The organism is Flaviflexus salsibiostraticola (genome assembly GCF_003952265.1).
In the GTDB taxonomy this organism is placed as follows: domain Bacteria; phylum Actinomycetota; class Actinomycetes; order Actinomycetales; family Actinomycetaceae; genus Flaviflexus; species Flaviflexus salsibiostraticola.
The window spans coordinates 159,237-172,602 of record NZ_CP034438.1; the positions used below are offsets into that span (position 1 = coordinate 159,237).

Here is a 13,366-nt window from a genome sequence, read left to right on the forward strand (position 1 = left end):
CGGGGTCAGCCGCGGGGGCGGTTCTCGCAACAGCCCCCGCGGCTGCCGTCCGTGGAGCACCGTCCAACACCGGGATTTCAGGATCGCTGTGACGATGTCGGTGCCGAGCAGATTGGTTCAACTTCACAAGGCAGTGTAAAGTCATCTATCGATCCGCGCTGCCTGTCTGCCGCTCTTTCGAGCCCGACATGCGGTTAGGGCCTGTAGCTCAGTTGGTTAGAGCGCCACGTTTACACCGTGGATGTCGGGGGTTCGAGTCCCTCCGGGCCCACCAGAAGGTCGTTGTTCAAACCGGCAACATTACCGGTTTGAGACCTCGACTCAGCGGCCCGCCCCTCGTGGCGGGCCGCTGCTGTCTGTATGCCAGGGTCGAAGAACGCGTTGAACGGTTCCCCTGGCTCGCCGATGACGGTGCCCTCTTCGCTGAGGTAGAGCTTGTCGAAGAATGCCTGGTTGGCGATGCGCCGCAGTGAATCGCTCTGGGTTTGGTGGAGATTCCTGAGCTTGGAAACAAGGATGGAAGAATGTCACGTATGAACAATTCCGGGCGCCCTTCTCAGCGGCGGTATTCACCAGAGGAGAAGGCTGCAGCGGTGCGTATGGTTCGCGCCTTACGCACCGAGCTGGGCTCGAAGAACGGCACGGTTAAAAGAGTTGCCGATCAGCTCGGCTACGGACCAGAGTCGGTCCGCACCTGGGTGCGTCAAGCCACCACCTGATCGGATCGATGGGGAAAGTCGGTGCTGCCGGAGACAACGCCGCGATGGAGTCCTTCTTCGCCCTGCTGCAGAAGAACGTCCTGGACCGCAAGCGGTGGCGCACTCGAGAGGAACTCCGGATCGCGATCATCACCTGGATCGAGCGGACCTATCACCGCCGCCGCCGGCAGGACAGCCTGGGCCGATTGACCCCCATCGAGTACGAGACCATCATGAACCCGACCGTCAGCCTGGCGGCCTAAACCCAGCTGTCACCTATCGGCGCACCAGTCCCTGACGCTGCGAGGTCGGCGTTGACGCGGGCCTCGAGTACCGGGTCCTTTGCCACTTTCCGGACCTGTGGGCGAGAGCGCTGGCGTTGCGCTTTCACGTCCGCGGTCACGGCTTGATAGCCGCGCGTCTTCGTCGAGTTCGGTCGAAGCTCTCTGGAGACCACCGAAGGGCATCTACCCAGGTGAGACGCGATCTTCCGGACTCCCCACCCGGCCTTCGATCCCGTCGAGATCTCCATCCGCTCCGTGAACGTGAGTCGCCGCCGCACCATCCCAGGCCTCCTCGCCTCGAGCCCCCACCGACCGGGAGTGTTGCTACGACGCTATGACACCACCAACCGACAGTCATCTCTTGCCGATTTACATTCAGCCGACGACCTGAATGAAGCCAGCAGCCGAATGCACTCGACGGTCTACGTCGAAGTCGTGGTCTGGTCCAGGTCTCGGCGTCCCTTGCGGAGCCCGATTTCGTAGGCTGTAAAGGAAATGAGCGTCAGTGCGATTAACGGCAGCACGAACCACGCCATGGCTACGGTGAATCCCTCCAGTGCATCGTGCGCTGTGGCAGCCAGCACAAGGTATCCGGTGTAGGCGGCGTACAAAACCACGAACAAGCCGCCCTCCCAACGCGCCACCGCGAAGCCCGTGAACGCGATCGGCAGTAGTGCCACTGCGGCCGCCAGCATTACTGGGATATCGAAGGCCACTGCGGCGCCGGATACGGGAATGCCTTCAAGAGAGATGAGCGCGGTTAGTCCTAGCACTACCCCTATGTTGATGATATTGCTGCCGACCACGTTGCCCACCGCTAGGTGTAGTTCCCAGTGAGGTTGTGAACACGGTCTGAGGGAGTCTGTCCTCCGATTCCGGTGTGGGGTCGGTGATGATTGTAGTGGTGGAGCCAGGTGCTGTACGTTGCGGCCCTGGCTCCGTCGCTTTCGTACATCTGGGCGTAGGCCCACTCGGTCGCGAGGGTGCGGTTGAAACGTTCAACTTTCCCGTTGGTCTGGGGCCGATACGGACGAGTTCGACGATGTTTCACATCAGGTCCGAGCGCGGCTGCGAACGTTCGAGAGCGGTAACAAGACCCGTTATCGGTCATCACCGCCGCAACGGTCACTCCGGCCTGGGCGAAGAACATGCGCGCTCGGTGCCAGAACGCGGCGGCTGTTTCTTTCTTCTCGTCGGCAAGGATCTCGGAGTAGGCCAGACGCGAGTAGTCATCGACCGCGTGATGCAGAAACGCGTACCCGACGCCATGGCGACGGTTACGCTTGCCGTTGGCGCGTCCGAGCATGCGATGTCCACCACCGTCAGGGATACGGCCGAGCTTCTTGATGTCGACATGCACAAGCTCGCCCGGACGCTGTTTCTCGTAGCGCACAGGGCGAGGCTTACGGACGGGCAGCCCGGTTGCCTGATCCAGATGTGCCAGCAGAGGCATCCGGTACCGGGCAAGGACGCGTTCGACCGTGGACCGCGGGATGCCCAGGTGGTAGCTGATCCGGTGCGGTCCCCACCGGCGGGTGAACCGCAGGCTGATGATGCGGTGCTCGCGCCGCTCCGCAAGCCTCATGGGTGAGTGATGCGGGCGCGAGGAACGATCCACGAGAGGTTCACCCGCGCGGTATCGGGACGCCCATTTCGATGCGGTGGCAGGTGAGACCTGGAATCGCTCCGCTGCGCGTCGGATCGACCATCCCTGATCGACGATCAGAGAAGCCAGGCGCTGCCTGCCCACAGGGGTCAATGGTGCGTTAGCGTGGGACATGAAGACCTCCGGTTACTGGATGCGAGTGTGGTAACCCACATCCTGGCTTATAGGACATTTCGTGTTGCTGGGATCCGGGTTTTTCGTTGTGGTGGCGCGGTTTTCGGTGCTCGGAGTCGGTTTGGCCTGAGTTCTTGGTTGGACATTTCGTGTTGCTGGAAGACCCATTTTTGCCTGGTGTGATGCGGAAAGGTCGGTGTCGGAGTCGGTTTGAATTGAGGGATGGGCAATCCTTCATGCGGCTTGTGCGGCCGGGTCATGATCCGTCACGGCAAAACCGCCTCAGGCCGACAACGTTTCCGATGCAAGGCCTGCTCGGCCACAGGCACAAGACGACTCGACACGCGGGCCCGTGATTTCGCTGCGTTCTTGAGGTTTGTCACCGGCACGGGCACCTACCTCGACCTGCCCGGAGGTGGACGGCAGGCCCGACGACGATTCGCCCCGTTCTGGAGCCTGTGGCCGTTATCGCCACTGGTGGACGAGGTTCACCCGGTCGTGTTCGTGGACGCGATCTATCTGCACCGGCGGGCCGCGATCCTGATCGCGTGCACGCCCACGCACGTAGTGGGCTGGTACGTGGCCCGCACCGAGCGCACGGACGCGTGGGCGGCACTGTTCTCCCGGATTGCCGCCCCTGATGTGGTCGTGTGCGACGGGGGCAGCGGCATTGTCTCGGCCCTTGCCCAGCAGTGGCCCACCACCCACGTTCAGCGCTGCACGTTCCACGCGTTCAGCGTGGTCAAGCGCTACACCACCAGCCGGCCGCGTACCCAGGCCGGAGTGGAGCTCTATGAGCTCGCCAGGGGCCTGTTGGCGATCCGCACCCGCGAGGAATCCCTGGCCTGGCTGGTCGAGCTCACGGCGTGGAACGCCCGGTGGAAGGGCTTCCTCGCGCAGAAGACGCGTCTGCCCGACGGCAGCTATGTCAACACCCATGACCGGCTCGTGCGAGCGAAGAACTCGCTGAACACTCTCGCCCGGCGTGGCACCCTGTTCACCTACCTGCGCGAGGACCTCGCGGGCCTGGATGTGCCCGCGACGACGAATCGGATCGAAGGGCTCAACAGTCGTATCCGTGACCTGCTGCGCCACCACCGCGGAATGGGACTGACCCACCAGATCAAGTCCGTGTGCTGGTGGCTGTACGCACGCACCGAATATCCCTTGACGCCAGCGCAGATCCTTACCGCCACGCCAACCGATCAGCAGATCACTGCGCTGTTCACCGCCGCAGATCACCGAGCCCATGCCCAACACGAGATCAACCGGTGGGGCACTGCCGTCAACTGGACCGACCTCCACCACAGCAGCCCCTTCCAACAGGACTACTGACCCCGAACCTCCAACCCCACCAGCAACACGTTATGTCCTATAAGCCCACATCCTGCCGGAGGTCTTCATCTAACTCGAGCGTTCACAACCTCCCGAGGAACTACAACTAGGTCCCGTTCACCGCGACGCACGGCAATGATGGACGTCGCCAGCTCGGGCAGCGATGTCCCGACAGCCACAACGGTCAGTCCGACCACGAGGCTGCTTACGCCCAACGTGGTGGCTATGTTCACTGCTCCTTCCACGAGCAGCGTGGCACCGGCGACCAGCAACGCGACCCCCAGCAGCACAAAGAAGAGCGACCTGCTGACCGAGGCGCCTAGCTGTACTGACCGGACAGGTTGGTTGAGGCAGTGCGATGACACGCGCTGACTTGTGACGTGAAGGGAGGGCCTTCCGCGGTTGAGTGGGAGTTGCGAAACCAGCACTCCGAGGAAGGCCCTCCGTATGTCCCACGCTAATGCAGCCCTGACCCCTCGCGCCCGTTTGACCGTCGCCCGGCTCGTCGTCGACCAGCAGGTGCCGATTGCCGAGGTCGCGGCTCGGTTCCAATGCTCCTGGCCGACGGTCAAACGCTGGGCCGACCGCTACCGGGCTGGTGAGTCCATGCAGGACCGTTCCTCACGCCCGAAGACCTCTCCCTACCAGACCCCGCTGAAGATCAGGAGGCGAATCGTGAGCCTGCGGCTGCGGCTGCGGGAAGGGCCGGTCCAGCTGGCCGTCCGGGTCGGGCTGGCACCCTCGACCGTTCATCAGATCCTGCGCCACTGCCGGCTGAACCGACTCGCCCATATGGATCGCGCCACCGGGGAGCCGGTGCGCCGCTATGAACACCCCCACCCCGGCTCGATGATTCACGTCGATGTGAAGAAGCTCGGCAACATCCCCGATGGCGGCGGCTGGCGCTTCGTCGGTCGCCAGCAGGGAGGCCGCAACCGCGCAGCAACGCCGGACAAGGCCCGCAACCACCACCACAACCCGAAGATGGGCCACGCCTTCGTCCACACCGTCATCGATGACTACTCTCGCGTCGCCTACGCCGAAGTCCACGATGATGAAACTGCTCCCACTGCCGTCGGGGTGTTGGAGCGGGCCACAGCCTGGTTCAACACCCGAGGCGTCACCGTCGAAAGAGTGCTCTCCGACAACGGTCCGGCCTACCGCTCGATATTATGGCGCGAAACCTGCGCCAGGCTGAAGATCACAGCAAAAAGGACCCGCCCGTACCGACCCCAGACCAACGGGAAGATCGAGCGCTTCCATCGCACCCTGGCAGACGGGTGGGGTTACGCCCGCTGCTACACCTCAGAAACCGAACGCCGCAACGCCCTACCAGGATGGTTGCATCACTATAATCATCACCGACCCCACACAGCCTGCGACAGGCTCGCCCCATTCACCCGGTTAACCAACCTCCCCGGACAGTACACCTAGCGCAGCCCCTTCCTCGTCGGCTGGATCGACGGTTGCCGAATCTCCTGTCCCTTCCCGGGCATTCACCGCGGTCTTGGCGTCCCGCCGACTAATCACCACGGACATTATGGTGTGGACCACCACACCGAAAAATAGTATCAGCCCGTCCACCGCACTGATCCTCCCATCCAGGGACACAAGGAGCAGTAGAACTGACAAGACGACCATCAGGGGCAGGTCAAAGCGGACCAGCCTCCGCTTTACAGCGAGGGGAACGACCAGCGCGGACAGTCCCAGGATGAGCAGGACATTAACGATGTTGCTGCCAACCACATTGCCCACGGCAAGCCCCGGTTCATCACGCAGTACAGCACCGACGCTCACTGCGAACTCGGGTGCCGACGTCGCCGCTGACACTACGGTGAGACCGATCACCAATGACGAAATCCCGAAACGTCCGGCCAGTGCTGACGCCCCACGCACCAAAAATTCCCCACCCAAGACCAGCAGCACCAGTCCGGTCACGATCCGTCCAATATCAAGCACATCCATGAGTAGGAGTGTACTGAAGCGTCCTGGGTTTCGTTCCGATTCGTTGATTGAGGAGAATTGGAATATGGGAAGGTCTTACAGCCCGGAGTTCGTTGAGCGGGCCCTTCGGATGATGGATGACTATCGTCGTGATGGCGATGTCTCGGAATGGGCAGCGGCCTCGGCGGTGGGCGAGAAGCTCGGAGTCTCTGCGCACACGATGCGCGGATGGTCCAGGAGGGCTCGGACCGAAGCCGACAGTGACACCCGCCCGGCGAGTGTCGAGTCGGAAGAGATCAGGGAGCTGCGCCGAGAGGTGCGAGAGCTGCGGCGCGCCAACGAAATCCTGAAGACAGCGTCGGTGGATTCAACCGGTCAGCGCAACAGTGCTTCAAGCCTATCGGCTGGGGTATCAAAACTGAGTGTCTTACGCGGTCGTGAGTTCAACCGTGCCGCCACTTTGTTGAGGTCGTCCTGGGTGAGATCTTTCATGCTCACGCCTTTGGGGAAGTACTGACGGAGCAGACGGTTCGTGTTCTCGTTCGTCCCACGCTGCCAGGGGCTGCGAGGGTCTGCGAAATACACGTCAAGCCCGGTGCTGCTCGTAACGGTCTTGTGGTCCGCGAGTTCCATTCCACGATCCCAGGTGAGTGAGCGGCGCAGCTGCTCGGGCAGGAGATTCATCTCTCGTGAAAGGCCCGCAGTCACCGACGCCATATCGCGCCCATCTACGTGAACGAGCACAGTGAACCTCGTCGCGCGCTCGACGACAGTTGCGATCTGAGAAACGCCCCGGCCGAGGAGAAGGTCTCCTTCCCAGTGCCCAGGAATCGCACGATCCTCAGCTTCGGCGGGTCGCTCCGAGATCGATACGGCATCCTTGATCTGTGACCGCCACTGACCGGTCACCGTGTTGTGGATACTGCGCCGGATCGGGCGGCCTGATCGCAGATGCTTCTGCAGTTCCTTTGCTAGTACCCCGCGGGATTGAACATACAGAGACTGATAGATCGTCTCGTGTGACACCAGCATCCTGCTTCCCGCTGGGTAGCGCTTTTTCAGAGTCCCGGCAATCTGTTCTGGTGACCAGTCTTCCCGCAGACGTGCCGCGACGTACCTGCGAAGCACGGGGTTCTTCGCGAGTTTGCATTTCTTTGGTCGTTTGGCACGCCGCCAAGCACGATCGTCAGCGTCAACCGCGCGATACCTTGCCGCCCCTCGATTCTTTGCGATCTCACGACTGATGGTCGATGCTGAACGGCCGAGTCGTCGTCCAATCGATCGGAGCGACTCACCAGCTGCAAGCCCCCTGGAAATCTCTTCGCGCTCATGAAGAGTTAGTGTGCCGGAGCGACGTCTTTGAGGCGGCTGATAGATCCCGCCATAGGGTAACAGGATCGAGAAGATTGAGCCTGGAGGGGAGCCCACGGTTCGACCGATCTCGCTGATTGATGCCCCTGTCTTCCACATGTCCCACACTTGCTGCCGTCGATCCGACGGGAGTCCTGGTCTACCGATCTTTGCCACATCACACCTCTGAGTACATTATCGATGGTGTTGCGTTGACCGGTTGAATCCACCGCTGCGCGCTTAAGGATCTCATTGGCCCGGCGCAGTTCACGGTTCTCCTGCTCCAGTTGGGCTAAGCGGCGGGCCTCATCGGTGCTCACACCGGGGGCCTGCCCGTCATCGATATCGGCTTGACGCACCCAGGTGCGGACCGACTCTGGTCCGTAGCCGAGCTGATCGGCAACTCTTTTAACCGTGCCGTTCTTCGAGCCCAGCTCGGTGCGTAAGGCGCGAACCATACGCACCGCTGCAGCCTTCTCCTCTGGTGAATACCGCCGCTGAGAAGGGCGCCCGGAATTGTTCATACGTGACATTCTTCCATCCTTGTTTCCAAGCTCAGGAATCTCCACCAAACCCAGAGCGATTCATGCTGAGCTTCGCAAAGCTAATGAAGTCCTCAAAGCTGCGAGCATATTTTTCGCGAAGGAACCGGGCCACCCACGGACGAGATGATCACCTTCATCGATGCATATCGTGATCGTTTCGGGGTTGAGTTCCTCTGCCGCACTCTTGGCCAAGCAGTACGTGGATTCCTCACCTCTCGCGGATACCGAGCCGCTAAGAGCCGGCCTCCGTCAGCACGTCAGTTGAAGGACGAGCTCTTGATCCCCGAGATCCAGCGCCTCCACACAGAGAACTACGGAGTCTATGGTCGCCGGAAAATGCATGCCCTCCTTCAGCGTGAGGGCTGGGACATCGGCCGCGATCAGACCCACAGGCTCATGAAGCTCGCCGGGGTCGAAGGTGTTCGCAGGTCGAAGAAAGCCTTCACAACGAGGCCTGATCCCGCCTTGGCGTTGCCAGGGGATCTGGTCGAGCGTCGGTTCACTGCTGATCGGCCCAATCAGCTGTGGGTCTGTGACATCACCTATGTCGCGACATGGTCGGGCTTCGCCTATGTCTCGTTCATCGTCGATGTGTTCTCCCGCCGTATCGTCGGCTGGAATGTCGCTGCAACCTTAAAGGCCGATGTCCTGCCGCTGCAGGCGTTAGAGATGGCTGCCTGGCACAATGGCGGGGACCTTGATGGCGTCATTCACCATAGCGATCACGGCTCGAACTACATGGCCCTGGTCTACACCGGCCGCGTCCAGGAGCTTGGGGCGATACCGTCAACAGGCACGGTCGGTGACAGCTTCGACAATGCGATGGCTGAGGCCGTGAACGCGCTCTACAAAGCTGAACTTATCCGTCAACGCGGACCGTGGAAGACCGTGGAGGAAGTCGAGCTCGCAACTTTGGAATACGTGTGGTGGTGGAACAACAAACGCCTCCATGGTGAGCTCGATCTGCGCACTCCTCTTGAGGTCGAAGCCGCCTACTACACTGAACAAGAATCCCTCCTGACATCAGCACGGTGACAGGAAAAACGGTCGGAACTCAACCCAGGCCGAATCACCTGCCCCGAATCGGTGAGGGCACAAGCCCAATGGTCGGTCTTGCCGACATCGAGGCCAAGATAAATATCGGGTTTGGCAGTACTCATGGCAATCGTCCTATCGCTTAGCGCCATAACCGGCCAAGCCATGACAGCACGCCTCACATCCACGTTACGACAGGCATCCCACACTGGTGCCGAGCCCCTAATCAGCGATCACATGCTGCCAACCGACCCTGGTGGCAACACCCCCCGGATCATTCAAGAGACAGGGGCAAGAAGCCATGCCAGGGCGGCCGGCCGACAGTCCTAATCAACACCCGCCAATCAGAACCTGTCAACAAGGTAACGGGGCGGCGTTGTCTCGGCTCCTGCCCAGCGGTGGCCCACCCTGCTCCGAGCTGCTCCATTATCTCGGCGTGCTCGGATACACATTCTTGCAGGGTGGGCGCACTGACCGTGCGATTCAGGGGTCACCAGCCGCGCTCAGCCAGCCGATGCGGCGCCGCAAGATCAGAGACGTTGATACCGACCATAGCCTCGCCCAGACCGCGTGACGCGTCAGCAATTGCGTGAGGGTCATCGAAATGTGCGGTTGCCCTGACGATCGCTGCGGCGCGCTTGGCAGGTTCGCCTGATTTGAAAATGCCGGAACCCACGAAGACTCCGTCGGCACCGAGCTGCATCATCATGGCCGCATCGGCGGGGGTGGCTACACCGCCTGCCGTGAAAAGCGCGACGGGCAATTCGCCAGTGATTGCAACCTCTGCGACGAGGTCGTATGGGGCCTGCAGTTCCTTCGCGGCGACGTAAAGCTCATCCGCACCAAGTGAAGCAAGTCGGGCGATCTCGCCGCGGATTGTGCGAATATGCTTCGTGGCTTCAGAAACGTCGCCTGTGCCAGCTTCACCCTTCGAACGAATCATGGCTGCGCCCTCGGCAATGCGCCGCAGTGCCTCCCCCAAGTTCGTCGCCCCGCACACGAACGGTACGGTAAACGAGCGCTTATCGATATGGTTCACGTAATCGGCAGGCGAGAGGACCTCTGACTCATCGATGTAGTCCACTTCGAGCGCTTCCAGTATCTGTGCCTCAACGAAGTGCCCGATGCGAGCTTTTGCCATCACCGGAATTGACACTGCCGACTTGATGCCGTCGATAAGATCAGGGTCACTCATGCGGGCAACGCCGCCCTGCGCGCGAATATCCGCAGGGACACGCTCCAGTGCCATGACTGCAACCGCCCCGGCTTCTTCTGCGATGCGAGCCTGCTCAGGCGTCACGACATCCATGATGACGCCTCCCTTGAGCTTGTCAGCGAACCCACGTTTCACGAGAGGCGAACCGGTGGAAGCGGGCGATGTGGAAGGAGAGTTTTCAGTCATAGCCTCAGTGTGTCGTCAGCCTTGGCCCTACGCAAGAGCCAAAAAGTCAAGTTTCAAATAGACCAAAACATATTGCTGTTGCACACTGGAAATATGCGTGATCCAAGCGGTGCCGCCGAGCTGCCCCTCTCTCTTGATCGAGGGGCCGAGGCGTCTCTACCCACCCAGCTCGCGACCGCTCTCCGTGGCGCCATCGATGCAGGCGTACTGCGGCCAGGCGAGTTGGTGCAGGCTACCAGGCAACTCGCCTTGCGGCTCGGCGTCGCGCGCGGCGTCGTGGTTGCCGCCTATGAACAACTCATCGCCGAGGGGTACCTTGAAGCTGGGCATGGACGTGGAACATTTGTCCGCCCGGAACTGCCCGCTTTGCGGTCTGCCGTGAGCTCAGAAGCAGTAGAGAGGCGAGAGCTTCGGGGGGCTGGCGAAGCTGCCAGCAGAGAGCTGGACCACTTTGGTCTTTCGCACAGTGCCCCGTCACCTCTTCCACTGACGCCGGGAGTGCCTGACACAGGCGCGGTCGACCGTCCTGCTTGGCGCTCTGCCTGGCGCCATGCGCTCATTCGGGCGCACGTCGAGGCGCCTGATCTTGGTGACCCACGCTTACGCGTTGAGATTGCCGAGCACCTGCGTCGAATGCGCGGCACAAATAGACTCCCGGAGGATGTGATCGTCACTGCTGGGGCCCGTGAAGGTTTGGGGCTGCTGCTGACCGCGCTCGGCGCGAGCAGTAACCGTCGTTTGGTGGTCGGGGTCGAAGATCCGGGTTACCCATCCCTGCGTCGTGTAGCGATCCGTCATGGCGCACAGATCCTAGCGCTCCCAGTCGATGCAGAGGGCCTTGATCCACACGCGCTGCCCACTGGGGCGCTTGATGTCATAATTGTGACACCGAGCCATCAGTACCCTCTCGGTGGGTCCCTGCCGTTGGCCCGACGCCGCGAACTTCTCACCTGGGCCGCACGCGCTGGAGTCGTTATCGTCGAGGACGACTATGACTCCGAGCTGCGGCACACCGGAAGCCCACTCCCAGCGCTCGCTGCTCTCGATGATCCCGCCGAAGGGTCAGTCGTGCTCCTCGGAACATTCTCGACGACCATCTCACACGCCCTCTCCGCTGGGTACCTGCTGGCTCCAGCACGTTTGAGGAAGGTGATCGAGCCGGTTAGGCACGACCTGGGAGGCGCGGCCTCGGCCGTCGTGCAGGCCGCATTGGCTGAGTATCTTGCTGGTGGTGAACTGCGCCGACACACGGCCCGTATGCGCAGGCGGTACGCAACTCGGCGCGACCTGGTAGTTTCTAAGCTTGACGGCATCGATGGCGTTCGAGTCAGACCCATGAGCGGCGGACTTCACGCGGTGCTCGAATTTGATCACGCGCAAGAAGACGCGGATGCTGAAGAGCGAATACTGAAGAGGACCGCCGAGGCTGGCTTGGGTGCAGTTGCTCTGAGTAGGTACTGGCAACGCGACTCCAAACAACAAGGTCATTTTGGTTTGGTCATAGGCACTGGAGGCACGAACTCCAGCACCATGACCGACCATTCAACGTTTGAGGATGCGCTGACTAGGTGTAGTTCCTCGGGAGGTTGTGAACGCTCGAGTTAGATGAAGACCTCCGGCAGGATGTGGGTTACCACACTCGCATCCAGTAACCGGAGGTCTTCATGTCCCACGCTAACGCACCATTGACCCCTGTGGGCAGGCAGCGCCTGGCTTCTCTGATCGTCGATCAGGGATGGTCGATCCGACGCGCAGCGGAGCGATTCCAGGTCTCACCTGCCACCGCATCGAAATGGGCGTCCCGATACCGCGCGGGTGAACCTCTCGTGGATCGTTCCTCGCGCCCGCATCACTCACCCATGAGGCTTGCGGAGCGGCGCGAGCACCGCATCATCAGCCTGCGGTTCACCCGCCGGTGGGGACCGCACCGGATCAGCTACCACCTGGGCATCCCGCGGTCCACGGTCGAACGCGTCCTTGCCCGGTACCGGATGCCTCTGCTGGCACATCTGGATCAAGCAACCGGGCTGCCCGTCCGTAAGCCTCGCCCTGTGCGCTACGAGAAACAGCGTCCGGGCGAGCTTGTGCATGTCGACATCAAGAAGCTCGGCCGTATCCCTGACGGTGGTGGACATCGCATGCTCGGACGCGCCAACGGCAAGCGTAACCGTCGCCATGGCGTCGGGTACGCGTTTCTGCATCACGCGGTCGATGACTACTCGCGTCTGGCCTACTCCGAGATCCTTGCCGACGAGAAGAAAGAAACAGCCGCCGCGTTCTGGCACCGAGCGCGCATGTTCTTCGCCCAGGCCGGAGTGACCGTTGCGGCGGTGATGACCGATAACGGGTCTTGTTACCGCTCTCGAACGTTCGCAGCCGCGCTCGGACCTGATGTGAAACATCGTCGAACTCGTCCGTATCGGCCCCAGACCAACGGGAAAGTTGAACGTTTCAACCGCACCCTCGCCACCGAGTGGGCCTACGCCCAGATGTACGAAAGCGACGGAGCCAGGGCCGCAACGTACAGCACCTGGCTCCACCACTACAATCATCACCGACCCCACACCGGAATCGGAGGACAGACTCCCTCAGACCGTGTTCACAACCTCACTGGGAACTACAACTAGGCTCCGTGGAATCCTGAGTTCGGAATTCACCTGAGAATGGCGATTGTGTGCCTCAACATTGGCGATTCTTGAGATCAGGTGAGTGTGTTCAGGCCCCGGGCACAGTGACCACGCCCCGTCACGCCCCATGTCGCGTTAATGGCGTAACCCGAATTGTGCCTCACAGAGTTTGATCGCGCAGCCCCTGTCAGGCGGAGCGGAGTTTCACCCCGCCCGTTTGTCGTTTGCGCCGGTTCTTCTTTGCGTCTTCGAGCTCGGCAGTGAGTATCTCGGTCCTCCAGCTGGCTCTGGTCATGGGCATGCCCGGCTATCGGACAATGGTGTGGGTCAGTTCGACTGGGTTGAGCTTCGCACACTGCGCCCGCA

Annotated in this window: 12 protein-coding genes, 1 tRNA gene and 4 pseudogenes; 9 read left to right on the plus strand and 8 right to left on the minus strand. The window is 61.4% G+C overall.

All coding sequences use genetic code 11. The features are described from left to right. Positions 1–197: 197 nt before the first annotated feature. From EJO69_RS00790 to EJO69_RS00800, 3 genes and pseudogenes are all read left to right on the plus strand, one after another. Positions 198–274 (plus strand) — tRNA-Val (locus EJO69_RS00790). A 250-nt stretch (positions 275–524) separates the two neighbouring features. After that, positions 525–710, plus strand: a pseudogene (locus EJO69_RS00795) (transposase); the annotation flags it as partial. Continuing rightward, positions 710–961: pseudogene (locus EJO69_RS00800) on the plus strand (integrase core domain-containing protein); the annotation flags it as partial. The pseudogenes EJO69_RS00795 and EJO69_RS00800, both read left to right, overlap by 1 nt. Here EJO69_RS00800 and EJO69_RS12645 read toward each other — a convergent pair. The 3 genes from EJO69_RS12645 to EJO69_RS00815 form a co-directional block, all read right to left on the minus strand. Next, the gene (locus EJO69_RS12645; RefSeq protein WP_281272845.1) at positions 958–1,263 is read right to left on the minus strand and encodes a helix-turn-helix domain-containing protein; all 306 of its coding nucleotides are present in this window, start codon (positions 1,261–1,263) and stop codon (positions 958–960) included. The pseudogene EJO69_RS00800 and the gene EJO69_RS12645 overlap by 4 nt on opposite strands. A gap of 141 nt (positions 1,264–1,404) precedes the next feature. After that, positions 1,405–1,788 carry a hypothetical protein gene (locus tag EJO69_RS00810; RefSeq protein WP_211331457.1) on the minus strand — a complete coding sequence of 128 codons (384 nt, stop codon included), beginning with the start codon at positions 1,786–1,788 and terminating at the stop codon, positions 1,405–1,407. Between the two features lie 11 nt (positions 1,789–1,799). Beyond that, positions 1,800–2,762 carry an IS481 family transposase gene (locus EJO69_RS00815; RefSeq protein WP_126037923.1) on the minus strand — a complete coding sequence of 321 codons (963 nt, stop codon included), beginning with the start codon at positions 2,760–2,762 and terminating at the stop codon, positions 1,800–1,802. Between the two features lie 222 nt (positions 2,763–2,984). On the opposite strand from EJO69_RS00815, the gene EJO69_RS00820 reads away from it, so the two are divergent. Beyond that, positions 2,985–4,097: an IS1249 family transposase gene (locus EJO69_RS00820; protein ID WP_126037883.1), complete on the plus strand. Its 1,113-nt coding sequence runs from the start codon at positions 2,985–2,987 to the stop codon at positions 4,095–4,097. 65 nt (positions 4,098–4,162) lie between these two features. On the opposite strand, the gene EJO69_RS12720 is transcribed toward EJO69_RS00820, so the two are convergent. Then, positions 4,163–4,525, minus strand: coding sequence for a sodium:calcium antiporter (locus EJO69_RS12720; protein ID WP_425454733.1), 363 nt, complete (start codon positions 4,523–4,525; stop codon positions 4,163–4,165). 19 nt (positions 4,526–4,544) lie between these two features. Between EJO69_RS12720 and EJO69_RS00830 the strand changes: the two genes are divergently transcribed. After that, positions 4,545–5,531 (plus strand): IS481 family transposase, encoded by a 987-nt coding sequence (locus EJO69_RS00830; RefSeq protein ID WP_126037926.1) that lies wholly within the window; start codon positions 4,545–4,547, stop codon positions 5,529–5,531. Here the strand turns inward: EJO69_RS00830 and EJO69_RS00835 are convergent. After that, a complete protein-coding gene (locus EJO69_RS00835; RefSeq protein WP_211331459.1) occupies positions 5,502–6,062 on the minus strand; it encodes a sodium:calcium antiporter in 561 nt (186 codons plus the stop codon). The two genes, EJO69_RS00830 and EJO69_RS00835, sit on opposite strands and share 30 nt — an antisense overlap. Positions 6,063–6,126: 64 nt before the next feature. Here EJO69_RS00835 and EJO69_RS12725 point away from each other — a divergent pair. After that, positions 6,127–6,348 (plus strand): annotated as a pseudogene (locus EJO69_RS12725) (transposase); the annotation flags it as partial. A 68-nt stretch (positions 6,349–6,416) separates the two neighbouring features. On the opposite strand, the gene EJO69_RS00840 reads toward EJO69_RS12725, so the two are convergent. After that, entirely contained in the window at positions 6,417–7,511 is a 1,095-nt protein-coding gene (locus tag EJO69_RS00840; RefSeq protein WP_126037929.1) for an IS30 family transposase, read from the minus strand. Positions 7,512–7,621: 110 nt separating this feature from the next. After that, positions 7,622–7,924, minus strand: a pseudogene (locus EJO69_RS00845) (transposase); the annotation flags it as partial. Between the two features lie 135 nt (positions 7,925–8,059). On the opposite strand from EJO69_RS00845, the gene EJO69_RS00850 reads away from it, so the two are divergent. Then, complete coding sequence (locus tag EJO69_RS00850) at positions 8,060–8,971, plus strand: IS3 family transposase (protein ID WP_126037932.1); 912 nt, start codon at positions 8,060–8,062, stop codon at positions 8,969–8,971. Between the two features lie 490 nt (positions 8,972–9,461). On the opposite strand, the gene pdxS is transcribed toward EJO69_RS00850, so the two are convergent. Further along, complete coding sequence (gene pdxS, locus EJO69_RS00855) at positions 9,462–10,373, minus strand: pyridoxal 5'-phosphate synthase lyase subunit PdxS (RefSeq protein WP_126037934.1); 912 nt, start codon at positions 10,371–10,373, stop codon at positions 9,462–9,464. A 93-nt stretch (positions 10,374–10,466) separates the two neighbouring features. Here pdxS and pdxR point away from each other — a divergent pair, with 93 nt between their 5' ends. Beyond that, the gene (gene pdxR / locus EJO69_RS12730) at positions 10,467–11,978 is read left to right on the plus strand and encodes a MocR-like pyridoxine biosynthesis transcription factor PdxR (protein WP_126037937.1); all 1,512 of its coding nucleotides are present in this window, start codon (positions 10,467–10,469) and stop codon (positions 11,976–11,978) included. 59 nt (positions 11,979–12,037) lie between these two features. After that, on the plus strand, positions 12,038–13,000 hold the full coding sequence (locus EJO69_RS00865) for an IS481 family transposase (RefSeq protein ID WP_126037940.1): 963 nt from the start codon (positions 12,038–12,040) through the stop codon (positions 12,998–13,000). Positions 13,001–13,366 lie beyond the last annotated feature (366 nt).